Source organism: Rhodococcus sp. 2H158 (assembly GCF_053764755.1).
In genome coordinates this window covers 134,484-158,631 of sequence record NZ_JBSNCE010000005.1, presented here as the reverse complement: position 1 = coordinate 158,631, position 24,148 = coordinate 134,484, and the positions used below count along the sequence as shown (strand labels likewise).

The following is a 24,148-nucleotide window of genomic DNA, read 5'->3' as shown; positions in this document are numbered from 1 at the left end:
GCGGTTCAGCGCAGGATCCCGGCCGCGCGGGCCGGCGCCGCATACGCCTCGGCGAGGGTGTCCACCGTGTCGTGGGCGTTGAGCCCGCTCGGATTCGGCACCACCCACACCGGCACCCCGCCGAGCGTCTCCTCCTGCAGCCCCGCGACCGCCTTCCGGTGCCCGAACGCCGACCGGTACGCGGTGATGCCGGCGACGGCCACCACCCGCGGCCGGTGCAGCGCCACCACCTCGGTCAGCCGCACCGCACCGGTCCGCAGTTCCTCGGCCGTGAGCTCGTCCGCGCGGGCCGTGGCGCGCGGTGCGAGATTGGTGATCCCGACGCCCCGCTCGATCAGGTGGGCCCTGTCGTCCTCGCTCATCCCCGAGGTGGGGTCGATGGGCCGGAGCAGGATGCCGGCCCGCAGCAGCGCCGGGTAGAAGCGGTTGCCGGGCCGCGCGAAGTGCGCACCCGTCGCCGCCGTCCACAGGCCCGGGTTGATGCCCACGAACAGCAGCCGGCAGTCCGGCCCGATCAGGTCGGGCACCACCGCGTCACGGAAGCGTTCGAGTTCGGCGCGCGTGAATCCCACCCGCCCCACGGTAGCGAGCGGCGCCGCCCGGCCCGGCAGTGCCGGGCCCGGGGAGTGTGGCCGCCATCGCGCCCGCACCCATCGGCTAGGGTGAAATGCGCGTCGTGGCGGGACCGAACAGCCGCGGCGAGCAGGGCCGAAACGATAGGGGAAGGTGTGCAGCGCCGGAACGTGATCGGTAACCCCGTCGGAGACTCGTCCGGCCGCGAGGTGGCGCTACCGCCGTACACGGATCTGCTGTGGCCCACCCTGCAGGCGCTGATCGGGCTCGGTGGCTCGGCCTCGATCGAGGAGCTCGAGAAGGCCGTCATCGCGCGCGAAGGTCTGTCCGAGGCCGCGCGGTCCGTACTGCACGGCGACGGGCCGGTCACCGAGATCGAGTATCGGGTCGGCTGGGCGCGCACCTACCTCAAGGGCATGGGGCTGCTCGCCAACACCCGTCGCGGCGTGTGGAGCGTCACCGACCGCGGCCGCGCGGTGCAGGAATCCGAGATCAAGCCCCTGCAGGTGGCATACACCGCGGAGAAGCGGCGCAAGCGGCTCGTGCGCAACGCGTCGTCGCGCGCGCAGGTGGTGACCCTCGCGGCCGCCCCCGAGGATCCCGAGCTGTGGCGCGAGCCCGTGCTCGCCGCCGTCGCCGAGCTCCCCGACGAGGGCTTCGAACGACTCGCCGTCGCGGTGCTCCGCGCTGCCGGCTTCACCACCATCTCGGTGCCCCCGCACGGCGGTCACCTCGACACCGGCTCCGACAACGACGTCGACGTCGAAGGCACCGGCGTGCTGCGGGTGTCGCTGCTCGGCTTCTCGGTGTTCTTCCGGTTCCTGCGCGGCCCCGAGCGGGCGGGCGCGGACGTCGTGCGCGAGTTCCGCGCCGCGATGGCCGGGCGCGGCGAGAAGGGCCTGCTCGTCACCACCGGGACGTTCGGCGACGACGCCCGCGCCGAGGCGCACCGGCTCGGCGCGCCGCCCATCGAACTCGTCGACGGCGACGGCCTGTGCGATCTGCTCAAGGAGCACGGTCTCGGGGTCCACACCACGGTGCGCACCGTCGAGGACGTCGCCCTCGTTCCCGCCTTCTTCGCCGAGCTCGGCGGCCGGTAGCCGCGCCGCGCCCCGTCGCGCGGGACCCGAATCCCGATGTGCCCGCGCGGGACCCGCGAGTGTGGTGCAATACCGGAAGCTCGACACCCTGTCCGCCGTGCACGCTCGTCCAAGCGAGGTTCGATGGCCCTCTCACGTCGGGAACTGTTGCGGTACGCGGCCGTCGGCTCGTGCGCGGCCTGGGTGTCGGCCGTCGCCGCCCCCGGGGTGGCGCAGGGCCGGGAGGTGCTCGGCACGATCGTCGACTACTCGGCGGCCGTGCCGTCGCCGTCGTCGATCCGTGCCGCCGGGCACATCGGTGCCATCCGGTACGTCTCGGACCGCCGGCCGGGCGCCGAATGGATGCTGGCCAAGCCGCTGACCGAGTCGGAGGCCGCCGCGCTCGTCGCCGGCGACCTCGAGGTCGTGTCGTGCTATCAGTTCGGCAAGGCCGACACGGCGGACTGGCTCGGCGGATACGACGCCGGGGTCCGGCACGCGACGCGCGGCCTCGAACTGCATCGGGCGGCCGGGGGACCGGCGGACCGGCCGATCTACGCCTCGATCGACGACAATCCGTCCGAGCAACAGTTCGCCGACCTGATCGCGCCGTACCTGCAGGGCTGGCACGACGTGCTCGGCGCCGGGAACACCGGCGTGTACGCCAACGGGCCGACCATCTCCTGGGCCCGCGACGCCGGCCTGGGATCGTTCTACTGGCAACATGATTGGGGCACGGCCGAGGGGTACGTGCATCCCGCGGCGAACCTGCACCAGGTGGGCGGCGGGACGATCGACGGCATCGGCATCGACGTCAACAATGTATTCAGCGCCGACTACGGACAGTGGTCGCTCACCGTCGGGTGAGCCCGCCGGGTCGCGACCGGGGAACGGCGGCGGTCAGGGCCAGCGCGGCGGCGGAGGCCACGATCGACAGCAGGAAGGTGGCGCGGAACCCTTCGAGGGCGGGCACCGTGTAGGTGCCGACCGTCGTGGTCATCGCCGCGAGCACCACGCTCACCACCGCCGCGGACGTGGACGTCCCGATCGAACGCATCAGCGTGTTGAGACTGTTCGCGGCGGCGGTCTCGGACAGCGGCACCGCGCCCATGATGAGGGCCGGCATCGCCGCGTACGCCAGGCCGATGCCCGCCCCGATGATCATCCCCGCCACGACGATGTGCCATATCTCGGTGTACGCGACGTAGACCAGCACGTAGCCGGCGCCCACGACCACGACCCCGCTCGCCAGGGTGACCCGCGGCCCGTAGCTGCCGCTGATCCGCGCGGAGACGGGGGACAGGGCCATCATGACGACCCCGCCCGGCGCGATGAGCACGCCGGTCGTCACCATGGACAGCCCGAAGCCGTAGCCCGTCTCGGTGGGGGCCATCAGCAACTGCGGGAACGCGAGCATCTGTCCGTAGATCGCGAACCCGACGGCGACCGACGCGAGGTTGGTCAGCAGCACCGGGCGCCGCGCGGAGATCCGTAGATTCACCAGGGGTCGCGCCGTGCGCAGTTCGTAGTATCCCCACACGAGCGCCGCGCCGGCGGCGCCGGCGAACATGCCCAGGGTCAGGGGATTCGACCAGCCCCAGGTGCCGCCCTTGGTGACGGGCAGGAGCAACAGCGTCAGCGTGACCGAGAGGCCGATCGCGCCGACGACGTCGAACCGGCCGGGGTTGCGGTGGGGCGACTCCGGGACCACCTTCAGCACCATGGCGATGCCCAGCAGGCCGAAACCGGCGGCGGCGGCGAACAACATGTGCCAGTCGGCGATCTGGGCGATGGCCGCGGCGACGGGGAACCCGACGGCCCCACCCACCCCGAGGGTGGCGCTGATGGTCGCCATCGCCCCGGCGATCCGCCGGGGCGGCAGTTCGTCGCGCAGGATCGCGATGCCGAGCGGGATCGCGCCGGTCGCCGCGCCCTGCAGGGCGCGGCCGGCGATCATCGGGAGCAGCGACTCGGCGAGGGCGCAGACGAGGGAGCCGGCCACGACCGCGCCGAGGCTGACCAGCAGCATGCGCCGCTTGCCGAACATGTCGCCCAGCCGGCCGCTGATGGGGGTGAGGACGGCCGCGGCGAGGAGCGTGGCGGTGACCGCCCACGAGGCGTTCTCCACGGACGTGTCGAGCAGGTGCGGCAGCTGGGGGAGCAGGGGGATGACGAGGGTCTGCATCAACGCGACGACGATCCCGCACAGGGAGAGCACCGCTACGAGACCACGGGGTGCGGGGCGTTCGGCTGTGAAGGGAACGGGGGTCTCGACGGCCATGCGCCTCCTCGGGTCCGGGGCCGCGTGATGCGGGCGGGCATGGACGTGATCTACGAGATGTATCAGGTTCCCCACCGGGAGGGCAGCCGCGCGCCCGTCGATCGGGACACGGGTCGGCCGGTCAGCTCTGGCAGTGCGCGGCGGGGTCGGGTTCGGCGGCGGTGACGACGAGCGTGGGATGCGGGTCGTCGGGGGCATCGTGGACACCGCGCCACGACAGCAGCGACCAGCGGGACAGTCCCGACAGCGCCGAGCCGAGGCTGGCGAACGACAGCGACGACAGGGCCGAACCGAACGAGCCCACCGAACCGACGGACAGCACCGACCCCACGCTGCCGATCGACAGGATCGAGTACGCCGAGCCGATGGACAGGATCGAGCCCTCGGAGCGGACGGACAGGATCGACCGGTGTGAACGGCGCGAGCGCAGGGACCGGCAAGCGGTGAGCCTGGACGGTGTTTCGGCCATGTCTCGGTCTACCACGCGGTCCGCGGCTCGGGAAGCGTCCGGACGACGGAGGCCGCCGGGGATGATCCCGGCGGCCTCGGCCAAGGTGCGGATGATCGGTCAGGCGACCGTGACGAGCCCGATCGTCGGCAGGAAGGTGCACGAACGCGGGGCCGCGCCCGCGGCCTGCGTGGTGATGCCGCCGGAGATCACGGCGGCCACGTTGCCGGAGCCGGTGTCGGCGATCGCGCTGAGCGTCGTCGGCCCGTCGGGGTTGATCCTGGCCTCGTTGGTCAACGTCGCGGTGCCGCTGCGGCCGTTGGAGACGTTGATCCAGCTCACCGTCAGCGGCTGCGCCTGCTGGTCGGCGAACTTGGCGGTGCCCAGGGCGGTGAACACGAACCCGGCCTGGCCGGCCTTCGGGCCCGGCGGCGGGAGCGGCGCGGGGCCGGCCACGGCGAGCGCGGTGCCGATGGAGTCGCCGCCGTCGCGGATGCAGTCCTTGCCGATGCTCGGGTACAGGAACTGGGAGATCGCCACGGCGCCCGGCTCCGGAATGTCGGGTCCGCCGCCGCCGCTGCCGTCGAGGAAGGTGATCACTCGCTGGAGCAGGGCCTTGACCGAGTCCGGCAGCTGCGAGTTCGCGAGCAGTTCCTTCGCCTGGTCGAGGAGCTGATTCTTGCCGTCCGCGACGTCGGCCGGGCCGGCCGCCGCTCCGACGATGGCGGGGGCGAGGGAGGCGAGGGCCTCGACCTCTTCGGGGGCGGCTGCCTGGGTGCTCAGCATGCCCATGAGCGACTCGATCGACAGATCTGCCGGCACCTGGTAGCCGGCGAACTCGGCCGGCAGCTGAAGCACGTCGGGGATGCCCGGAACGACGGGTTGCGCGACCGCCTGCGACGGCACGGTGAGCGCCGCGGCGGCGGCGAGAGCGCAGGCGGTGAACATCCTGCGCGTTGCTCGGGTTCGAAGCACTTTTCCCCATCCTTGTCGTTGAAGCGGCTCCGGGGCGCGAGGCGCCGATGCCGCTGACGGCTCGGGGAGACACTTTATGTAGGCCCCCCGATCAGTACAAGCCGTGGCCGGTCTCACAGCCGCCGCCCGTACTCGCGGGAGTCTAGCCATAACGTGTTCCGATCAGTGGTGTCCGCTCGAGACTACGTGTGACTGATGTGGTTTTTGTGAGATTAGATGAAACTGTTACTGATGTGAGTATCGTGTTCGGCCCGTCGCCGCGGAACGGATAGTCTGCATCCGTCCCCGGTCCTACCCCGGGGTGACGTGACGACGGGAGGCCGCACCGCAGTGTCCGATCCGGTTCGCCCGCATCGACTGTGGTGGTGCGCGGCCTTGCTGGCCGTCTCCGTCGGGGCCCGGCTGGCGTGGAACTTCCTCACGCCCAACGGCATGAATCTCGTGGATCTGCACGTGTACGTCGACGGTTCCGCGGCGCTGCTGCGCGGCGAACTGTACGACTTCACCTACACCCGGGACACCCCCGAGTTCTCCCTGCCCTTCACCTACCCGCCGTTCGCGGCACTGGTCTTCTTCCCGCTGCACTATCTGCCCTTCCCGGTGGTCGGGGTGGCGTGGCAGCTGCTGACCGTCGCCGCCCTGTTCGGCCTCCTGCGCATCTGCCTCGAGCTGCTCGTCGGTCCCGCGGCGCACGGCGCGCGCTGGACGGCGGTCGCGCTTGTGTGGACGGCGGTGGGCATCTGGACGGAGCCCATCCGCACGACCCTCGACTACGGACAGGTCAACGTGTTCCTGGCCTTCGGCGTGATGGTCGCGGTCCGCAGCAACCGCTGGTGGCTCTCGGGCGGACTGGTCGGATTGCTCGCCGGCATCAAGCTGACCCCGGCGATCGCCGGCATGTACTTCGTGGCGCGACGCCGCTGGGCGGCGGCGTTCTTCTCCGCGGCGACCTTCGCCGCCACCGTCGCCGTCAGCTGGCTGGTCCTCGGCGACCAGGCGCGGACCTACTTCACCACGTTGTTCGGTGACGCCGACCGGATCGGGCCGGTGGGGTCGGTCTGGAACCAGTCGCTGCGCGGAGCGCTGAGCCGCATCGTGGGGCACGACGTGGGCACCGGGCCGCTGTGGCTGGCGGCTGTCGCGGCCTCGGCGGTGCTGGCCTTCGCGGCCTGGCGTGCGCTCGGCCCGGACGACCGGCTCGGCACGATCGTCGTCGTCGAACTGTTCGGGCTGCTGGTGTCGCCGATCTCCTGGATGCACCACTGGGTGTGGGTGCTGCCGATGCTGCTGTGGCTGGTCTACGGGCCGCTCGCCGGTCGTCCCGGCACCCGTGTGCTCGCCGGGTTCTGGGCGGTGCTGACCGTCGTCGGGGTGCCGTGGCTCCTCGGCCTGGCGCAGGACTCGATGTGGGACATCTCCCGCCCCGCCCTGCTGGCCTGGGCGGGCGCGTGCAACGTGGCGGGGGTGCTGGCGGTGTACGCGTGGATCGTCTACACCGGGCGCCCGGCCCCGGCCCCGCCCGTCAGCCGCGGGCCAGCGCGTCGATCTTCCGGGCCAGCTCCACGTCCGACCCGGTGATCCCGCCGGCGGAATGGGTGGACAGCGAGTAGGTCACCTTCCGCCAGCGGATGTCGATGTCGGGGTGGTGGTTCGCCGCCTCGGCGGCCTCGGCCACCCTGTCCACCAGCGCGACGGCCTCGGGGAACGAGGGGGACTCGACGGTGCGCACGATCGCGTTCCCGTCCCGTCGCCACTCGGGCAGCTGGGCGAGGGCGGCCTGGATGTCGGCGTCGGAGAGCAACTCGGCCATGCCTCATTCTGGGACGATGCCGCACATGAGTGCAACGACGGGCCGAGCGGACGAGGTGGTGGCCGGGGCGATCTTCCGCGACGGCCGGCTGTTGCTGGCCCAGCGCATCGGGCCGCCGGAGCTCGCGGGGCTGTGGGAGCTGCCGGGCGGCAAGGCCGAGCCGGGGGAGTCCGCCGAGGCGGCGCTGCGCCGGGAGCTGCGCGAGGAACTGGGCGTGGAGGTCGCCGGTGCGCAGCGGGTCGGGGTCGGGGTGCCGCTGGACGGCGGCCGGGTGCTGCGTGCCTACCGCGTGGAGCTGCTCTCCGGGGAACCGCGGCCGCTCGAACACGCGGCGCTGTGCTGGGTGGACGCCGACGAGCTGGAGCGGATCGACCTGGTGCCGAACGACCGGCTGTGGCTGCCGGAGCTGCGCGCGCACCTCGGGCGCTGACGGTTCGCCGTACGGCGTACCGGGACGTGGCGAACGTCACGATCCGGCCCGCGAACTGGTGAATCAGCCGTCGCCGGGCGCGAGGCACCACGTCCGGCCTGTACTGTATTGGAGGCCGCAGTGCCTGTGCGGGCCGTTCGCGGCCGCGAACGGGTGACTCGCATTCGCGACGCGGCCACCGCAAGAACGCCGTACGGGCGAGGTGCCGTCTGGGTCCAGTGCCGTGTGGCCGGACAACAGCCAGGAGAGCCATCGCGTGAGCACCGCCAGTTTCCGCAACGTCGCCATCGTCGCGCACGTCGACCACGGAAAGACCACCCTCGTCGACGCCATGCTGCGCCAGTCGGGCGCCTTCGCCGAGCGCGCGGAACTCGTCGACCGGGTCATGGACTCCGGTGACCTCGAGCGCGAGAAGGGCATCACCATTCTCGCGAAGAACACCGCCGTGCACCGGTACAACGGTGACGGCACCGTCACCGTCATCAACGTGATCGACACCCCCGGTCACGCCGACTTCGGTGGCGAGGTCGAGCGCGGCCTGTCCATGGTCGACGGCGTCGTCCTGCTCGTCGACGCGTCCGAGGGCCCGCTGCCGCAGACCCGCTTCGTGCTGCGCAAGGCGCTCTCCGCGTCGCTGCCGGTGCTGCTGGTGGTCAACAAGACCGACCGCCCCGACGCCCGCATCGCCGAGGTCGTCGAGGAGACCCACGACCTGCTGCTCGACCTCGCCTCCGACCTCGACGACGAGGCCTCCGAGGCCGCCGAGCAGCTGCTGGACCTGCCGGTCCTGTACGCCTCCGGGCGCGAGGGCAAGGCGTCGACGGAACAGCCCGAGAACGGACAGGCGCCCTCCGCCGAGAACCTCGACGCGCTGTTCGACGTCCTCATGAAGTACATCCCCGCCCCCAAGGGTGATCCGGCCGCACCGCTGCAGGCCCACGTCACCAACCTCGACGCCTCCGAGTTCCTCGGCCGCCTGGCGCTGCTGCGCATCCACAACGGCGAGCTGCGCAAGGGCCAGACCGTCGCGTGGATGCACGCCGACGGCGTGAAGAACGTGAAGATCACCGAACTGCTCCAGACCATCGGTGTCGAGCGCCGGCCCGGTGACGTCGCCGTCGCCGGCGACATCGTCGCCGTCGCCGGTATCCCGGACATCATGATCGGCGACACCCTTGCCGACGTGGACGGCCCGGTCGCCCTGCCGCGCATCACGGTCGACGAGCCGGCCATCTCGGTGGTCATCGGCACCAACACGTCGCCGCTCGTCGGCCGCGTGCAGGGCCACAAGTTGACCGCGCGCATGGTCAAGTCCCGTCTCGACTCGGAGCTGGTCGGCAACGTGTCGCTGCGCGTGCTCGACATCGGCCGCCCCGACGCCTGGGAGGTGCAGGGCCGCGGCGAGCTGGCGCTGGCCATCCTCGTCGAGCAGATGCGCCGCGAGGGCTTCGAGCTCACCGTCGGCAAGCCTCAGGTGGTCACCCGGCAGGTCGACGGCAAGGTGCATGAGCCCTACGAGGAACTCACCATCGACAGCCCCGAGGAACACCTCGGCGCGATCACCCAGCTGCTCGCGGCCCGCAAGGGCAAGATGGTGCAGATGTCCAACCACGCCGCCGGATGGGTGCGCATGGAGTTCATCGTCCCGTCGCGCGGCCTCATCGGGTTCCGCACCGACTTCCTCACCGAGACCCGCGGCACGGGCATCGCCAACGCCGTCTTCCACGGCTACGCCCCGTGGGCCGGGGAGATCCGCGCACGGCACACCGGCTCGCTGGTCTCCGACCGCTCGGGCTCGGTCACGCCGTTCGCCATGATCCAGCTCGGCGACCGCGGCACCTTCTTCGTGGAGCCGGGCAGCGACACCTACGAGGGCCATGTCGTGGGCATCAACCCGCGCGCCGAGGACCTCGACATCAACGTCACCCGCGAGAAGAAGCTCACCAACATGCGCTCCTCCACGGCCGATGTGATGGAGACCCTCGCGAAGCCGATCACCCTGAGCCTCGAGGAGGCCATGGAGTTCTGCGCGTCCGATGAGTGCGTCGAGGTCACCCCGGAGATCCTCCGGGTGCGCAAGGTGCACCTGTCGGCCACCGACCGGGCCCGCGCCCGCTCGCGGGAGAAGGCTCGCAACAAGTAGTCGCGGCAGTGGTGGTCCCGGCGCGGCCGGGACCACCGCCGCATCCCGGAGGGAAGGGAGGCCGGATGCGCAGGATCGCCGGGATCACCGCGGTCGCCGCGGTGCTGGGGTTGACGGCGTGCACCGCCGATCCGCCGCCGCCGATCGAGCAGACCGAGCCCACCCGGACCCCCACCCCGGTTCCCCAGCTCAACACCGTCGTGGTGGCCGTCGACGACGTGGGCGCCGGGTTCAACCCGCACCTGCTCGCCGACCAGTCGCCCGTCGGCAACACCGTCGCCGGGATGGTGCTGCCGAGCGCGTTCCGGCCCGTGCCCGACCCCGCGCGGCCCGGCGCCCCCGCATGGGTGCTCGACGAGTCCGTCCTCGCATCGGCCGAGGTCACCTCGCAGGCGCCGTTCACCATCACCTATCAGGTGCGCGACGAAGCGCAGTGGTCCGACAGTGCGCCCATCGCCGCCGAGGACTTCCGGTACCTGTGGCAGCAGATGATCACCCAGCCCGGTGTGGTCGATCCCGCCGGATACCGCCTCATCGAGGACGTCGGATCTTCCGGCGGCGGCAAGACCGTCACCGTCACGCTGCGCGAGCCCTACCCGGCGTGGCGGGAACTGTTCACCCACCTGCTGCCGGCCCACCTCGTCAAGGACACTCCGGGCGGTTTCACCACGAGCCTCGCCGAATCGATCCCGGTGTCCGGCGGGCGGTTCCATGTCAAGTCCGTCGACCGCGGCCGCGGCGAGATCCTGCTCGAACGCAACGATCGCTTCTGGGGGACGCCGGCCCGGCCCGACCGGATCCTGTTGCGCCGCGGCGGAACCGACGCGCAGCTCGCCGAGTCCATTCGCACCGGCGACGCGCAGCTCGCGCAGATGCACGGTGGGGGATCCGCGCTGCTCGCCCAGCTCGGCGCGATCCCGCAGGTGCGCACCGGCACTCAACTGCAGCCCCGCGTCCTCGAGCTGACCCTCAACGGCCGCACGACCGAGTTCGCCGATCCCCGCGTGCGACGGGCCGTCCTCGGGCTTCTCGACCCGGATCTGCTGGCCACCGTCGCGGCCGGCACGGAATCGGCCGTCGTCGCGGCCCGCGCGCAGGTGCTCGCCCCGTCCGATCCCGGCTATTCGCCGACGATGCCGCCGCGGCCCGGCCGCGAGGAGTCCCTCGCGCTCCTCGCCGGGGCCGGCTACGTACCGGCCGGCCCGGCGACGATCGACGCGACCGGCACCCCGACGCCCGAGACCGCGACGACGGGACTGCTCGCCCAGGGCGACGTGCCGCTCACCCTCGTGGTGGGCGTGCCGGAGAACTCGCCGGTGGCCGACGCCGTCGCCCGCACCGCCGCGGACCAGCTGCGTGGGGCCGGCGTCGCCGCCACCGTGACGACGTTGCCGCCCGACGAGCTCTACGGCGACGCCCTCGTCGAGGGAACCGTGCATGCGGTGGTCGGCTGGACGCGCGCCGGAGGCGACCCGGCCACCGCTGCGCTGTCCCGATTCGGTTGCCCCCCAGTGCTTCCCGAGCAGGGACCCGCCTCCGCCGAGCCGGCTCCCGCGCCCACCCCGACGTCGGAGCCCGCCCCCGACGGTGACACCGGGCCGGTTCCCGACGGTGACACCGGGCCGGTTCCCGACGGTGACACCGGGCCGGTTCCCGACGACGAGATCGAGGCCGCCGAGGCGCAACTCGCCGCACCGAGCAACGTGTCCGGGGTGTGCGACCCCACCCTCGACCCCGAACTCGCCGGGGCCCTGCGCGGCGCCGGCGACGTGCCCGCCGTCCTGGCCGGGGCGCAGCCGAAGCTATGGGACCTCGCCGTCACCCTGCCGATCGTGCAGGACCGCACCGTGGTCGCCGCGGGACCCGGCGTCGAGGGCGTGACGCTGGCCGGCTCGATCCCTGCCGGTTCCCTGTCCGACGCGCAGAACTGGTGGAGGACCACACCGTGACCGATCGGAACGCCCCCGCGCCACGGCGCCTGCTGCTGGTGCACGCCCATCCCGACGACGAATCCATCACCACGGGCGGCACCATCGCCCGCTACGCCGCCGAGGGCGCCGAGGTCACCGTCGTGACGTGCACCCTCGGAGAGGAGGGCGAGGTCGTCGGCGACGAATGGGCGCAGCTCACCGCCGACCGGGCCGATCAGCTCGGTGGCTATCGCATTTACGAGCTCGGCCGGGCGCTGGCCGCCCTCGGCGTGCCCGCGCCCCGCTTCCTCGGCGGCGCCGGGCATTGGCGCGACTCCGGGATGGCCGGCACCCCGTCGGCCGCGAACCCGCGGGCCTGGGTGAACGCCGACCGCGACGAGGCGGTGGCCGCACTCGTCGCGGTGATCCGCGAACTGCGCCCGCACGTGGTGGTCACCTACGACCCCGTGGGCGGTTACGGCCACCCCGACCACATCCAGGTGCATCACGTCGTGACCGCAGCGGTCGAGGCCGCGGGCACCGCCGCCTATCTGCACGCCGGCGCACCGTGGAACCCGGCGAAGCTGTACTGGACCGTCACCGAGGCGAGCGCCCTGCGCCGCGGCATGGCGGAGATGACCGGCCTGCCCGACGGGTGGCAGCGTCCCGGCCCCGACGACCTGCCGTGCGTGCCCGACGAACAGGTCACCACCGTGGTCGACGTCGCCGGCGTGCTCGACGCCAAGCGGGCGGCCCTGGCGGCGCACGCGACCCAGGTCGTCGTCGCGCCCGGCGGAGCACAGTTCGCCCTGTCCAACCTCGTCGCGCAGCCCGTGCTGGAGCAGGAGCACTACGTGCTCGTCCGGGGCGACCGCGGCGACGTCGACGGCTCCGGCCGGGAGCGTGACCTCTTCGCCGGGCTGAGTTAGTGTGACCACGAGCACCGGACAGGTGATCGTGGTCACACGAGAGGGTCCTGATGTACAACTGGTCCGTCCAGAACCAGATCGTCGCATTCGTCGATTCGCTGCGTCCCTACGCGGACCAGATCAACGCCGCCTACTACCAGGCGCTCTACGGATTCGCGGACCAGGCCAGCCACGTGCTGACGCTCATGGGCTACCCGCCGGTGCCGTGATCGGCCGGGACCCGGTGGCCGCCTACCCGCGCCGGTGGCGCACTATCGAACGATGACGGTCGATCCCGCCACCACAGCCACCGAAGCCCCCGCCCCGCCGGCGCCGAAGCCGCGGCCGGGCATCGTCGCGCTGCTGACCTTCGACGGCTTCCTCTGCGCGCTGCTGTCCGTGTTCTTCCTCGGCCTGTACATCGGCACGGTGCCGTTCCCGATCACGATCGTGCTGGCCGGCGCGGCGAACATGCTCCTGGTGATGGCGATGCGCGCCGAGACCGGGTCCACCTCGCGCGCGGCGTGGCCGCTGCTGGCGTGGATCGTCGGCTTCGTGGTGTGCCTGGCCGGCGGTCCCGGCGGCGATCAGCTCCTCGTCGCCGACTGGCGGACCCTGCTGCTGCCGGTCGGTGCGCTCGCCCCCGCCGGGTTGCACCTGTTCGTCGCCCGCATGGCCGCGCTCACGAGCGCAGTCCGGCAGCCCGCGCCGCGTCCGTGAGCACGGCGGTGAGCATGGCCGGGGTGAGCCGGCCGGTGAACGTGTTCTGCTGGCTCACGTGATAGCAACCGAACACGTGTAGCGGCCTGCGGTCCGCAGCGTCGCCGCGCGGCCGCAGTTCCACCGCCGTGCCGTGCCCGAATCCGGGGCGGGGACGCGGCACGGCCCAGCCGGCGTCGTCGAGCACCGGGAGCAGCGCCTGCCATCCGAAGCCGCCGAGCACCACGACCGAGCGCAACGTCGGCGCCAGCAGCTGCAGCTCCGCGTCGAGCCAGGTGCGGCACGTGTCCCGCTCCTGCGGCGTCGGCCGGTTGGCCGGCGGCGCGCAGTGCACCGGCGACGTGACGCGGGTGCCGAACAGTTCGAGGCCGTCGCCGCGGTGCGTCGCGGTGGGCTGCGACGCCAGGCCCGCCGCGTGCAGCGCGGCGTACAGGAAGTCGCCCGAGCGGTCGCCGGTGAACATCCGGCCGGTCCGGTTGCCGCCGTGCGCGGCCGGGGCCAGGCCCACGATCAGCAGGGACGCATCCGCCGGTCCGAACCCGGGCACGGGACGCGCCCAGTACTCCTCGTCGCGGTATGCGGCACGCTTCTCCCGGCCCACCTGCTCCCGCCACGCGACCAGGCGCGGGCAGGCCCGGCACTCGATCAGGCGCGCGTCGAGCGTGGCCAGGTCCGGGGGCCGATCGATCGGGTTCATCGGCGCACCCATCCGTCGCCGGCCCCGGGAGTGACCGCCTCGACCAGCGCCCACGCCTGCTCCGCGGGGAGGTCCACCACCGCGTAGCGGCCCGTACCGGCCGGGGTCGCGGCGACGACCGTCGCCACCCCGGCGCGGCGCTGGAAGAACGTCTGCCGCACCGTCCAGCTGATGATGCCGTCCGCCTCGAGCGAGACGCGGCGCCGATCCAGCGATCCGCCGCGGGTGATCAGCCACGCCGTCGCGTCCTGCGTCCCGGCGCCCAGCACGGCATGCCCCAGGCTGCGGTAGCGATCCCACGCCAGTCCCACCGCCGCCACCGTGACGGCCGCGACCGCCGGACCCCATGCCGCCACCGGGACGGTGCGGCCGGTGACCGCGACCGCCGTCGCACCGGCGGCGACGGCCAGCGCCACGGGACTCAGCGCCCGGGTGAACCGTCGCCGCCGCGCCGCCGGGCCGTGCGGCCGCAGCGGGGCGTCGAGCTGACGCGTGTCGCGCAGCACCGCCGCCGCGACCCGTCGCGCCTCGGCGGAGGGCGCGGGCGGCAACAGCAGCGACGACTCGCCGTGCTCGGCGGCGACGCCGGTCATCACCGCGTCCAGGCGGGCCCCGCCGGCCAGGCGCAGCGCAAGCGGCTCGCGAAGGCTCACGCCGCGCAGGCGGCGCCGGTCCAGGGTGGTGTGCCGGTGCCGCAGCAGGCCGTGCCCGACCCGCAGCATCCGCCCGTCGTCGGTGACCGACAGGTCCGCGTACAGCAGCACGTACCGCACGCACGCCGCCAGGCTCGCCACTACGCCCAGAACGAGCAGGCCGAGCACGGCGGCGACGAACGGGCCGGCGGCCTCGACCGACGACAGCCCACGCTCGACGGTGGCCGACTCGCCGAGCCGCTCGGCGATCCCGTACTGGAAGGCGAGTCCCACCACCGCCGCGACGGTGACCAGCCCCGTGGTCGAGAACGGGGCGTAGCGCACCCAGCCCGGCCGGAACCGGGCGATCGCGGTTTCGGCCGGGGCGGCCACCCCGGCCGCCTCGGCCGGCGCCCCCGTGTGCGTGCTGAGCAGGGCGGCGCGCAGCGCCGGCACGGCGCCGACCGCCAGGCCGTTCAGCTCGAACCGGTTGCGGTCGCGTCCGGCGCCGGTCCGCTGGCCGGTCCCGATCCGCACCACCGCCAGCCCGAGCAGCCGGTGCAGCACGCGCTGCTCGACGTCCACCGACCGGATGCGGCTGCGCGGCACCGACAGCAGCTGGCGCTGCAGCAGGCCCCGGCGCAGCTCCACGTGTACCGGTCCGATCCGGTAGGTCGTGGTGAACCAGCGCAGCATGCCGATCACCACCAGCAGCGCGGCCACCGCCAGGCCCCAGCCGTGATTGCCGCTGCTGCTGCCGAGCAGCACCGACGCCACCAGCACCGGCAACAACCGCAATACCTCCTCGACGGGGTGGATCAGCAGCATCCGCGGATCCAGCCGCAACCACGGCTGCTCGGCCTCGGCGGCGAGGGCGGGGGCGTCCTCCCGCTCCGGCGGCACGGGTACGTCGCTCACGTGGCATCGGCCTGGCTGCTGCCGGCGATAGCGGTGAGCCGGGCGGCGGTGGCGTCGGCGACCCCGACGTCGAGAGCGGTGATCGCCACGGCGCCCGCGGACGAGGCGGTGGTGACGGTGACGGTGGCGAGGCCGAGCCATCGTTCGATCGGGCCGCGCTCCGTGTCGACCGTCTGGATCCGGGAGATCGGCGCGATCCGGCGTTCCTGGGTGATCCACCCCGAGCGCGTGTACACGGCGGTGTCGGTGATCTCCCAGCGGTGCACCCGGTACCGCCACATCGGCATCACGGCCACGTGCGCGACGGCGAGAACCGCGGTGGCGACGCCGGCGGCGACGTGCCAACCCGGGTGCCGGCCGGAGTCGACGATCGCCCACACCACCTGCGCGGCCACGACCGGCACCCACAGCAGCGCGGCGCTCACCGCCCACAGCAGCCGCGCCCTCGGGCTGGGGCGCCACGCCGGATCGGCCATCGTCACCGGCGGCGGGGCGGCCCTGCCGGCTGCCGGGGGCGGCGGGGGGTCGTCCCGGTTCACGCGGTTCTCCTCGTCGGTGGTGTCCAGTCGGTTCCAGGCTAAGCTGATCGGGCGAGCAAACCCGGCAATGCCGCGACCGGGTTCGGAGTCGACACGAGGAGGAGGACCGCCGTGACCGAATCATCGGAGACCACCGAATACACGGAACTGCCCGAGGCCGATCGGATCGAGCAGGAGATGCCGGCCGAGGACGAACCGGCCGACGACGAGGTGACCTCGGTGCCGCTCGAAGTGGAGCCCGCGGACGTTCTCGAGCAGAGCCGGGTCGTCCCGGGAGACGAGGACTATCCCCGCGAGTGAGTTCGCCGGGGACGTGCCCCCGAGGTGGCATGGGTACGGCGGGTGGCGCATGATCGGCGAATGACCGATTCGACCCACGACGGTGCCACGCCCGCGATGTTGCCCCTGCCCTCGGTCCGCGCCGGCGCGGTCGGGCCCGCCTCGTCCGCGGCGGATCCTGCGCGGGTTTCGCCGTCGGGCATGCGGCGGGCGTTGCGGCGCGCGCGGGACGGGGCGACGCTCAACGTCGACGAGGCCGCGATCCTGCTCGCCGCCCGGGGATCGGATCTCGAGGACCTGTGTGCCTCGGCCGCCCGGGTGCGCGACGCCGGTCTGCTCGCGGCGGGGCGGCCGGGCACGGTCACGTATTCCCGCAAGGTGTTCGTCCCCATCACCCGGCTGTGCCGGGACCGCTGCCACTACTGCACGTTCGTGACCGTGCCGGGCAAGCTGCGCGCCGCCGGGCAGGGGATGTATCTCGAGCCCGACGAGATCCTGGACATCGCGCGGCGTGGAGCCGAACTGGGTTGCAAGGAAGCGCTTTTCACCCTCGGTGACCGGCCCGAGGAGCGCTGGCCGGAGGCGCGGCAGTGGCTCGACGAGCGGGGCTACGACTCGACCCTCGACTACGTGCGCGCGATGGCGATCCGGGTTCTCGAGGAGACCGGGCTGCTGCCGCACCTGAACCCCGGGGTGATGAGCTGGGCCGAGATGTCCCGTCTCAAGCCGGTGGCCCCGTCGATGGGCATGATGCTCGAGACCACGTCGACCCGGTTGTTCACCGAGCAGGGGGAGTGCCACCACGGCAGCCCCGACAAGGACCCGGCGGTGCGGCTGCGGGTACTCACCGACGCGGGCCGGCTGTCGGTGCCCTTCACGACCGGAATCCTCGTCGGAATCGGCGAGACGCTCACCGAGCGCGCCGAATCCATCGCGGCAATCCGCAAGCAGCACAAGGCGTTCGGGCACATCCAGGAAGTGATCGTGCAGAACTTCCGGGCGAAGGACGACACCGCGATGCGCGACGTGGACGACGCCGGACTCGACGAGTTCCGGGCCGCGATCGCCGTGGCCCGGCTCGTGCTCGGCCCGTCCATGCGCATCCAGGCGCCGCCGAACCTCGTCGCCGCCGACGAGTGCCGCGCGCTGCTCGCCGCGGGCGTCGACGACTGGGGTGGGGTCTCACCGCTGACCCCGGACCACGTCAACCCGGAACGGCCGTGGCCGAACCTGGACGCGCTCGCACGGATCAGCGCCGACGCCGGGTTCACCCTCACCGAGCGGATCGCGGCCCAGCCGCAGTACGTGCTGGCCGGTCAGCCGTGGATCGACCCGCGGATCGCCGCCCACGTGCGCGCGCTGGCGGACCCGGCGACCGGTCTGGCCCGGGACGTGATCCCGCAGGGGCAGCCGTGGCAGGAGCCCGACCTCGATTGGGAGTCCAGCGGCCGCGTGGATCTGAACTCCGAGATCGACGTGACCGGTCGCAACACCGAGTACCGCTCCGACCTCGGCAGCGCGTTCGGCGACTGGGACACCGTGCGCGAGCAGGTCCTCGCGCTCGGCGCGAATGCCCCGGTGCGGTTGGACGGGGACGTGCTCTCCGCGCTGCGCGCCGCGGAGAAGGACCCCGCCGGTTGTACCGACGCCCAGTACGTCGCCCTCGCGCACGCCGACGGGCCCGGCCTCGAGGCGGTCGTCGCCCTGGCCGACCAGCTGCGCCGCGACACGGTCGGCGACGACGTCACGTACGTGATCAACCGGAACATCAACTTCACCAACATCTGCTACACCGGCTGCCGGTTCTGCGCGTTCGCGCAGCGCAAGGGCGACGCCGACGCGTTCACCCTGTCCACCGCCGAGGTCGCGGACCGGGCGTGGGAGGCGCACGTCGCCGGTGCCACCGAGGTGTGCATGCAGGGCGGCATCGACCCGGAACTGCCCGTCACCGGCTATGCCGACCTGGTCCGCGCGGTCAAAGAGCGGGTGCCGTCGATGCACGTGCACGCCTTCTCCCCGATGGAGATCGCCAACGGCGTCTCCCGCAGCGGCGTGTCCGTCCGCGACTGGCTGACCGAGCTGCGTGAGGCCGGCCTCGACACGATCCCCGGCACCGCCGCGGAGATCCTCGACGACGAGGTCCGCTGGGTGCTCACCAAGGGCAAGCTGCCCACCGCAGAGTGGATCGAGGTGGTCACCACCGCGCACGAGGTGGGGCTGCGGTCCAGCTCGACGATGATGTACGGCCACGTCGACCAGCCGCACCACTGGGTGGGGCACCTGAACGTGCTGCGCGGGATCCAGGACCGCACCGGCGGCTTCACGGAGTTCGTGCTGCTGCCGTTCGTGCACCAGTCGTCGCCGCTGTACCTGGCCGGTGCGTCGCGGCCCGGTCCGACGTTGCGCGACAACCGCGCCGCGCACGCGCTGGCGCGGATCATGCTGCACGGCCGGATCGACAACATCCAGACCAGCTGGGTCAAGCTCGGTGTCGCCGGCACGCAGGCGATGCTGCAGGGCGGCGCCAACGACCTCGGCGGCACCCTGATGGAGGAGACGATCTCCCGGATGGCGGGTTCCCAGCACGGCTCGGAGAAGACCGTGGCAGAACTCGTGGCGATCGCCGAGGGTATCGGTCGCCCGGCCCGCCAACGCACCACCGCCTACGCACCGCTCGCCGTCGACGGGGGCGCCCTCAGCGGGGCCGGCCGGTGAGCCCCAGGCTGGGCGACGGAGTCGTCGCGGCGGCCCTGGACGCGACCGCCGCGGGTGTCGGGCCACTGTTCGACCTGGCGTACCTCGACCCGTTCGGGCTCAAGGCCCGCACGTTCGTGCCGACGGTGCGGGAGCGGACCCCGGTCGAGCAGGTGCTCGACGCGGCCGCGGCCGTGCTCGACGCCGGTCGCGTGCCGGGCACGGCGGCGTGGGCGGCCGCGTCGGAACAGGAGCGGGTGAACTGGTGGGTCGGCGGGCTCGGCTCGGTCTCGACGCTGCCCGTCGCCTTCCCCGGCATGCTGGGGGTGGTGGGCCGGATGCTGCCGCTGCAGGACGCACTCGGCTTCGTCAACCAGGCGATCGTGCTGCTCGCCGTCGCCCGGGAATGCGGAATCCACGACCGCGACCGCCAGGTGCGGATGCTCGCGGCCGTGCTGTGCCGCCGCGACCTCCTCGGCACGGGCGAAACCGGGACGCCGCTGTCGTGGGTGCGGCGTCCGGTGCGGTCGACGATCGACCTGGTCCGGGCGGTGAACGCGGAACTCGCGCGGCGTCCACAGCCGTCGGGCGCGTGGCGCGCGCTCGGCGTGCTGCCGCTGGTGGGGGCGCTGGCCGGATACGTCGGAGAGCGGTCCGCCCTGTCCCGGGCCGCCGCGGACGGGCAGCAGTGGCTGTGCGCCCAGCCGGGGCCCATCTAGTCAGGGCACCCTAACTCGGAGGGGCGTCCCCGCGGCGGGGGATACTGGACGTCGACGGACGCGGAGCGCGCCCCGATTCGGCGTGACCGTGCAGGTGGGCGGGCGACCAGAGAGGCAGGGAGAACACCAGTGACGTACACGATTGCGGAACCGTGCGTGGACGTGTTGGACAAGGCGTGCATCGAGGAATGCCCGGTCGACTGCATCTACGAGGGCGGTCGCATGCTGTACATCCATCCGGACGAGTGCGTGGACTGCGGTGCCTGCGAGCCGGTGTGCCCCGTCGAGGCGATCTTCTACGAGGACGACGTGCCGGACGAGTGGAACGCGTACGTCAAGGCCAACGTCGACTTCTTCGACGATCTCGGATCCCCGGGCGGCGCCGCCAAGCTCGGCAAGGTCGACTACGACCCGCCGTTCGTCAAGGCCCTGCCGCCCATGGGCGAGGAATAGTGATCGGCGGTACCGTGACGCGCACTCGTCGTTCGGTGGCCGCGAGCCTGCCGGACTTTCCGTGGGACTCGCTGACCGGCGCGAAGGAGAAGGCGGCCGCGCACCCCGGCGGCATCGTCAATCTCTCGGTCGGCACCCCCGTCGACCCCGTCGCCCCGGTCATCCGTGAGGCGCTGCTCGCCGTCGCGGAGGAATCCGGGTATCCGACCACCCACGGCACGGAAGCGCTGCGCGCCGCCGCGGTCGGGGCGCTGGCCCGCCGCTACGGTGTCACCGGCATCGACGAGTCCGCGATCCTGCCGGCCATCGGCACCAAGGAGATGATCGCCTGGCTGCCGAGCCTCCTCGGCCTCGGCGGCAGCGACCTGGTGGTGATCCCCGAGCTGGCGTACCCGACGTACGAGGTGGGAGCGCTGCTCGCCGGCACGCGGATCATTCGTGCCGACGGGCTCAACCGCCTGGGACCCGAGGGCGCGGCGCTGGTGTTCGTGAACTCGCCGTCGAACCCGACGGGCAAGGTGCTCGGCCTCGAACACCTGCGCAAGGTGGTGGACTGGGCGCGCAGCCGCGACGCGATCGTCGTCTCCGACGAGTGCTACCTGGGCCTGACCTGGGAGGGTGAGGCACTGTCCATCCTGCACCCGAGCGTGTGCGACGGCGACCACACGAACCTGCTCGCAGTGCACTCGCTGTCGAAGACGTCGAACCTGGCCAGCTACCGCGCCGGCTTCGTCACCGGCGACGCCGAACTCGTCGCGGACCTGCTCGAGGTGCGTAAGCACGCAGGCATGATGGTGCCGCTGCCGATTCAGGCGGCGATGACCGTCGCGCTGAACGACGACGAACACGAGAACGCGCAGCGTGAGCTGTACCGCAAGCGCCGCGAGGTGCTGCTCGCGGCCGTCCGCGGTGCCGGGTTCGCGGTGGATCACTCCGAAGCCGGCCTGTACCTGTGGGCAAGCCGCGGCGAGGAGTGCCGCGCGACGGTGGACTGGTTCGCCGAGCGCGGAATCCTCGTGGCCCCGGGCGAGTTCTACGGTCCCGGCGGCGTCCAGCACGTGCGGATCGCGCTGACGGCCTCGGACGAGAGGATCGCAGCCGCCGCCAAGCGGCTGATGTGACGCGCGCGCAACAGCTGATGTGACGCGCGCGCAGCGGCCGACCGGCGGTGCAGCCGTGCACCGGCGCGCGGCGGAAGCGACGCTGCCCGAGCAGGATTGCCGTATGCGAGGCGGTGTTCGGCGCTACCCTGGGCCCAGGGAGGCCCCATGGACGCCGTCACTGCAGTTCCTGCGCCGGCCAACGAGCCGGTCCACACCTACGCTCCCGGCAGCCCGGAGCGGGAGCGACTGACCGCCAAGCTGAAGGAGCTGGCGGCCGAACCGGTGGACGTCTCGCACGTCATCGGCGGCGAGCACGTGCACGGTGAGGGCGATCGCTTCGACATCGTGCAGCCCCACAACCATCACGCGGTGCTCGGCACCCTGCGCAACGCCACCCCGGCGGACGCGACGGCGGCCGTCGAGGCGGCGACGGCCGCGGCCCCCGCGTGGCGGGAGATGTCGTTCGACGCCCGCGCGGCCGTGCTGCTGCGGGCAGCCGACCTGCTCGCCGGGCCGTGGCGTGAGACGCTCGCGGCCGCCACCATGCTGGGCCAGTCCAAGTCGGTGCAGCAGGCGGAGATCGACGCGCCGTGCGAACTGGTCGACTTCTGGCGGTTCAACGTGCACTTCGCCCGGGCGCTGCTCGCCGACCAGCCGTATTCGTCGCCGGGCGTGTGGAACCGGATGGACTACCGGCCGCTCGAGGGGTTCGTGTACGCGATCACCCCGTTCAACTTCACGGCGATCGCCGGGAACCTGCCCACCGCTCCGGCGCTGCTGGGCAACACCGTGGTGTGGAAGCCCGCACCGACGCAGTCCCTGTCGGCGTACTGGACGATGCGCCTGCTCGAGGCGGCGGGGATGCCGCCGGGCGTGATCAATCTGATCACCGGGGACGGCCGGGTCGCGTCGGAGGTGCTCCTGCGCGATCCGCGGCTGGCCGGTATCCACTTCACCGGGTCGACCCGGACGTTCCAGCACCTGTGGCGGGAGGTCGGGGCCAACATCGACGGCTACCGCACGTATCCGCGGCTGGTGGGGGAGACCGGCGGCAAGGACTTCGTCCTCGCGCATCCGTCGGCCGATCCGGGCGTGCTGTCCACGGCCCTGATCCGAGGGGCCTTCGAATACCAGGGCCAGAAGTGCTCGGCGGCGTCGCGGGCGTTCCTGCCCCGCTCCCTGTGGCGGCGCATGCGCACCGAGTTCCTCGACGAGGTCGAGAGCCTGACCTACGGCGACGTGACCGACCTGTCGAACTTCGGCGGCGCCCTGATCGACCGGACCGCATACGAGAAGGTCGTCGGCTCCCTCGAGCGGGCCCGCGACCGCGAGTCGATCGAGATCGCCGTCGGCGGCGGGTACGACCAGTGGGTCGGCTGGTTCGTGCGGCCCACCGTCCTGCTCACCGACGATCCGGGTGACGAGTCGATGTGCACGGAGTACTTCGGTCCGGTGCTGAGCGTGCACGTCTACGACGACGCGGAGCCGGACGCGTGGAGGCGGGTGCTCGACCTCGTCGACCGCGGCGCCCCCTACGCGCTCACCGGCTCGGTGATCGCCGAGGACCGCGCGGCCGTCGAGGAGGCCACCGCCGCGCTGCGGTTCGCGGCCGGCAACTTCTACGTCAACGACAAACCCACGGGCGCGGTGGTGGGGCAGCAACCCTTCGGCGGCGGCCGGGCGTCCGGCACCGACGACAAGGCGGGCTCGCCGCTGAACCTGCTGCGCTGGGTGTCGGCGCGGACGATCAAGGAGACGTTCGTGCCACCGACGGACTACCGGTACCCGCACATGAAGGGCGGGTGAGGTCCGTGGTCGCCTCGGAACCGCTGTCGTCGCCGCCCGTGACGTCGCGGGCGCTGCCGCGGCTGGCGTCGAACCCGCTGCGGCCGGTGATCCTCGCGGCCGCGAAGTCGCCCCGCGTCCGGGCGCTGGTCACCACGGCGCCGCCGACACGCCGGCTCGTCGACCGGTTCGTCGCCGGCGACACCCGCCCCGACGCGCTGGCGGCCACGAAGGCCCTGCTCGGCACCGGGCGGGCGGTGAGCATCGACCACCTCGGGGAGGACACCACCGATCTCGCGCAGGCCCGGACGATCGTCGCCGAATACGAGGCGCTGATCGCCGACCTGGCGCCGCTGGTCGAGCGCGGTGCGCCGATGCCGGCGGTGGAGGTGTCGGTCAAGCTCACCGCGCTCGGCCTGGCCCTCGGCGCCGAGGGCCCCGGCCTCGCGCTCGAGCACGCCCGGCGGATCTGCGCGGCCGCCGCCGCGGCGGGGGTGTGGGTCACCGTCGACGCCGAGGACCACACCACCACCGACGCCACCCTGTCGATCGTGCGGCGGCTGCGCGAGGACTTCCCCTGGGTCGGTGCCGTGCTGCAGGCCTACCTGCGCCGCACCGAGGCGGACTGCCGGGACCTGTCCGGCCCGGGCTCGCGGGTGCGGCTGTGCAAGGGCGCCTATCGCGAACCGGCGTCGGTGGCGTACCAGGATTCCGCCGAGGTGGACGCCTCGTATCTGCGGTGCCTGCGGGTGCTCATGGCCGGGCAGGGCTATCCGATGGTGGCCTCGCACGACCCGGCGATCGTGGCGGCCGCGGGACCGCTCGCCGCCGAGTACGCCCGTGGCCCGGACGGATTCGAGCATCAGATGCTGTACGGGATCCGCGACCTCGAACAGCGCCGGCTCGCCGGCGCCGGGCTGCGCATGCGGGTGTACGTCCCCTACGGGGCCCAGTGGTACGGCTACCTGATGCGGCGGCTCGCGGAGCGGCCGTCGAACCTGCGGTTCTTCCTGCGCTCGGTGGTGTCACGGGATTGAACGCCCGGCGCCGGG

24 protein-coding genes are annotated in these 24,148 nt (G+C 72.6%); 16 read left to right on the top strand and 8 right to left on the bottom strand.

The window, feature by feature from the left end:
* Positions 1-5 precede the first annotated feature (5 nt).
* Positions 6-572, bottom strand: coding sequence for a mismatch-specific DNA-glycosylase (locus tag ACWPOB_RS06615; protein WP_455400291.1), 567 nt, complete (start codon positions 570-572; stop codon positions 6-8).
* Positions 573-728: 156 nt separating this feature from the next.
* On the opposite strand from ACWPOB_RS06615, the gene ACWPOB_RS06610 reads away from it, so the two are divergent.
* Positions 729-1,673 carry a restriction endonuclease gene (locus ACWPOB_RS06610; protein ID WP_006933925.1) on the top strand — a complete coding sequence of 315 codons (945 nt, stop codon included), beginning with the start codon at positions 729-731 and terminating at the stop codon, positions 1,671-1,673.
* 123 nt (positions 1,674-1,796) lie between these two features.
* Positions 1,797-2,519 (top strand): DUF1906 domain-containing protein, encoded by a 723-nt coding sequence (locus ACWPOB_RS06605; protein ID WP_100056404.1) that lies wholly within the window; start codon positions 1,797-1,799, stop codon positions 2,517-2,519.
* On the opposite strand, the gene ACWPOB_RS06600 is transcribed toward ACWPOB_RS06605, so the two are convergent.
* The 3 genes from ACWPOB_RS06600 to ACWPOB_RS06590 form a co-directional block, all read right to left on the bottom strand.
* Positions 2,506-3,933, bottom strand: a complete 1,428-nt coding sequence (locus ACWPOB_RS06600; protein WP_100056405.1) for an MFS transporter — start codon at positions 3,931-3,933, stop codon at positions 2,506-2,508. The two genes, ACWPOB_RS06605 and ACWPOB_RS06600, sit on opposite strands and share 14 nt — an antisense overlap.
* 121 nt (positions 3,934-4,054) lie before the next feature.
* Entirely contained in the window at positions 4,055-4,402 is a 348-nt protein-coding gene (locus ACWPOB_RS06595) for a hypothetical protein (RefSeq protein WP_100056406.1), read from the bottom strand.
* A gap of 99 nt (positions 4,403-4,501) precedes the next feature.
* Positions 4,502-5,356: an Rv1157c family protein gene (locus ACWPOB_RS06590; protein ID WP_006933936.1), complete on the bottom strand. Its 855-nt coding sequence runs from the start codon at positions 5,354-5,356 to the stop codon at positions 4,502-4,504.
* Between the two features lie 330 nt (positions 5,357-5,686).
* Between ACWPOB_RS06590 and ACWPOB_RS06585 the strand changes: the two genes are divergently transcribed.
* Positions 5,687-6,934, top strand: coding sequence for a mannosyltransferase (locus ACWPOB_RS06585; protein ID WP_455400290.1), 1,248 nt, complete (start codon positions 5,687-5,689; stop codon positions 6,932-6,934).
* Here the strand turns inward: ACWPOB_RS06585 and ACWPOB_RS06580 are convergent.
* The gene (locus ACWPOB_RS06580; protein ID WP_100056408.1) at positions 6,879-7,166 is read right to left on the bottom strand and encodes a 4a-hydroxytetrahydrobiopterin dehydratase; all 288 of its coding nucleotides are present in this window, start codon (positions 7,164-7,166) and stop codon (positions 6,879-6,881) included. The two genes, ACWPOB_RS06585 and ACWPOB_RS06580, sit on opposite strands and share 56 nt — an antisense overlap.
* A gap of 25 nt (positions 7,167-7,191) precedes the next feature.
* Between ACWPOB_RS06580 and ACWPOB_RS06575 the strand changes: the two genes are divergently transcribed.
* From ACWPOB_RS06575 to ACWPOB_RS06550, 6 genes are all read left to right on the top strand, one after another.
* Positions 7,192-7,596 carry a (deoxy)nucleoside triphosphate pyrophosphohydrolase gene (locus ACWPOB_RS06575; protein WP_100056409.1) on the top strand — a complete coding sequence of 135 codons (405 nt, stop codon included), beginning with the start codon at positions 7,192-7,194 and terminating at the stop codon, positions 7,594-7,596.
* A 256-nt stretch (positions 7,597-7,852) separates the two neighbouring features.
* Complete coding sequence (gene typA, locus ACWPOB_RS06570) at positions 7,853-9,739, top strand: translational GTPase TypA (protein ID WP_100056410.1); 1,887 nt, start codon at positions 7,853-7,855, stop codon at positions 9,737-9,739.
* Between the two features lie 65 nt (positions 9,740-9,804).
* Positions 9,805-11,688 carry an ABC transporter family substrate-binding protein gene (locus ACWPOB_RS06565; RefSeq protein WP_455400289.1) on the top strand — a complete coding sequence of 628 codons (1,884 nt, stop codon included), beginning with the start codon at positions 9,805-9,807 and terminating at the stop codon, positions 11,686-11,688.
* Positions 11,685-12,578: an N-acetyl-1-D-myo-inositol-2-amino-2-deoxy-alpha-D-glucopyranoside deacetylase gene (gene mshB / locus ACWPOB_RS06560; RefSeq protein WP_455400288.1), complete on the top strand. Its 894-nt coding sequence runs from the start codon at positions 11,685-11,687 to the stop codon at positions 12,576-12,578. The genes ACWPOB_RS06565 and mshB overlap by 4 nt, the downstream gene beginning before the upstream one ends.
* A gap of 50 nt (positions 12,579-12,628) precedes the next feature.
* Positions 12,629-12,787, top strand: a complete 159-nt coding sequence (locus ACWPOB_RS06555) for a hypothetical protein (protein WP_006933951.1) — start codon at positions 12,629-12,631, stop codon at positions 12,785-12,787.
* A 52-nt stretch (positions 12,788-12,839) separates the two neighbouring features.
* Positions 12,840-13,277, top strand: a complete 438-nt coding sequence (locus tag ACWPOB_RS06550) for a hypothetical protein (RefSeq protein ID WP_100058884.1) — start codon at positions 12,840-12,842, stop codon at positions 13,275-13,277.
* Here ACWPOB_RS06550 and ACWPOB_RS06545 read toward each other — a convergent pair.
* The 3 genes from ACWPOB_RS06545 to ACWPOB_RS06535 are packed head-to-tail and all read right to left on the bottom strand — an operon-like array spanning position 13,240 to position 16,000.
* Entirely contained in the window at positions 13,240-13,974 is a 735-nt protein-coding gene (locus tag ACWPOB_RS06545; RefSeq protein WP_455400287.1) for a uracil-DNA glycosylase, read from the bottom strand. The genes ACWPOB_RS06550 and ACWPOB_RS06545 overlap by 38 nt on opposite strands.
* Positions 13,971-15,524, bottom strand: coding sequence for a PH domain-containing protein (locus tag ACWPOB_RS06540; RefSeq protein ID WP_455400286.1), 1,554 nt, complete (start codon positions 15,522-15,524; stop codon positions 13,971-13,973). Before ACWPOB_RS06540 ends, ACWPOB_RS06545 begins: the two co-directional genes overlap by 4 nt.
* Positions 15,521-16,000: a PH domain-containing protein gene (locus ACWPOB_RS06535; RefSeq protein ID WP_455400338.1), complete on the bottom strand. Its 480-nt coding sequence runs from the start codon at positions 15,998-16,000 to the stop codon at positions 15,521-15,523. The genes ACWPOB_RS06540 and ACWPOB_RS06535 overlap by 4 nt, the downstream gene beginning before the upstream one ends.
* A gap of 174 nt (positions 16,001-16,174) precedes the next feature.
* Between ACWPOB_RS06535 and ACWPOB_RS06530 the strand changes: the two genes are divergently transcribed.
* The 7 genes from ACWPOB_RS06530 to ACWPOB_RS06500 all read left to right on the top strand — a co-directional run bounded on the left by ACWPOB_RS06530 (position 16,175) and on the right by ACWPOB_RS06500 (position 24,133).
* On the top strand, positions 16,175-16,363 hold the full coding sequence (locus ACWPOB_RS06530; protein WP_006933961.1) for a hypothetical protein: 189 nt from the start codon (positions 16,175-16,177) through the stop codon (positions 16,361-16,363).
* Between the two features lie 60 nt (positions 16,364-16,423).
* Positions 16,424-19,057, top strand: coding sequence for a bifunctional FO biosynthesis protein CofGH (locus ACWPOB_RS06525; protein ID WP_455400285.1), 2,634 nt, complete (start codon positions 16,424-16,426; stop codon positions 19,055-19,057).
* Positions 19,054-19,755 (top strand): hypothetical protein, encoded by a 702-nt coding sequence (locus tag ACWPOB_RS06520; protein WP_455400284.1) that lies wholly within the window; start codon positions 19,054-19,056, stop codon positions 19,753-19,755. Before ACWPOB_RS06525 ends, ACWPOB_RS06520 begins: the two co-directional genes overlap by 4 nt.
* A gap of 129 nt (positions 19,756-19,884) precedes the next feature.
* The gene (gene fdxA, locus ACWPOB_RS06515) at positions 19,885-20,208 is read left to right on the top strand and encodes a ferredoxin (RefSeq protein WP_003936066.1); all 324 of its coding nucleotides are present in this window, start codon (positions 19,885-19,887) and stop codon (positions 20,206-20,208) included.
* 35 nt (positions 20,209-20,243) lie between these two features.
* Positions 20,244-21,329 (top strand): succinyldiaminopimelate transaminase, encoded by a 1,086-nt coding sequence (gene dapC / locus ACWPOB_RS06510; protein ID WP_455400337.1) that lies wholly within the window; start codon positions 20,244-20,246, stop codon positions 21,327-21,329.
* Positions 21,330-21,476: 147 nt separating this feature from the next.
* Entirely contained in the window at positions 21,477-23,117 is a 1,641-nt protein-coding gene (pruA, locus tag ACWPOB_RS06505; RefSeq protein ID WP_455400283.1) for an L-glutamate gamma-semialdehyde dehydrogenase, read from the top strand.
* Positions 23,114-24,133, top strand: coding sequence for a proline dehydrogenase family protein (locus tag ACWPOB_RS06500; RefSeq protein ID WP_455400282.1), 1,020 nt, complete (start codon positions 23,114-23,116; stop codon positions 24,131-24,133). Before pruA ends, ACWPOB_RS06500 begins: the two co-directional genes overlap by 4 nt.
* Positions 24,134-24,148 lie beyond the last annotated feature (15 nt).

Bases quoted from the DNA above. Each gene is read 5' to 3' on its own strand.
- ACWPOB_RS06605 (WP_100056404.1), top strand. From the start codon at position 1,797: ATGGCCCTCTCACGTCGGGAACTGTTGCGGTACGCGGCCGTCGGCTCG.
- ACWPOB_RS06600 (WP_100056405.1), bottom strand. From the start codon at position 3,933: ATGGCCGTCGAGACCCCCGTTCCCTTCACAGCCGAACGCCCCGCACCC.
- ACWPOB_RS06595 (WP_100056406.1), bottom strand. From the start codon at position 4,402: ATGGCCGAAACACCGTCCAGGCTCACCGCTTGCCGGTCCCTGCGCTCG.
- ACWPOB_RS06580 (WP_100056408.1), bottom strand. From the start codon at position 7,166: ATGGCCGAGTTGCTCTCCGACGCCGACATCCAGGCCGCCCTCGCCCAG.
- ACWPOB_RS06575 (WP_100056409.1), top strand. From the start codon at position 7,192: ATGAGTGCAACGACGGGCCGAGCGGACGAGGTGGTGGCCGGGGCGATC.
- ACWPOB_RS06565 (WP_455400289.1), top strand. From the start codon at position 9,805: ATGCGCAGGATCGCCGGGATCACCGCGGTCGCCGCGGTGCTGGGGTTG.
- ACWPOB_RS06555 (WP_006933951.1), top strand. From the start codon at position 12,629: ATGTACAACTGGTCCGTCCAGAACCAGATCGTCGCATTCGTCGATTCG.
- ACWPOB_RS06550 (WP_100058884.1), top strand. From the start codon at position 12,840: ATGACGGTCGATCCCGCCACCACAGCCACCGAAGCCCCCGCCCCGCCG.
- ACWPOB_RS06545 (WP_455400287.1), bottom strand. From the start codon at position 13,974: ATGAACCCGATCGATCGGCCCCCGGACCTGGCCACGCTCGACGCGCGC.
- ACWPOB_RS06535 (WP_455400338.1), bottom strand. From the start codon at position 16,000: ATGGCCGATCCGGCGTGGCGCCCCAGCCCGAGGGCGCGGCTGCTGTGG.
- ACWPOB_RS06525 (WP_455400285.1), top strand. From the start codon at position 16,424: ATGACCGATTCGACCCACGACGGTGCCACGCCCGCGATGTTGCCCCTG.
- pruA (WP_455400283.1), top strand. From the start codon at position 21,477: ATGGACGCCGTCACTGCAGTTCCTGCGCCGGCCAACGAGCCGGTCCAC.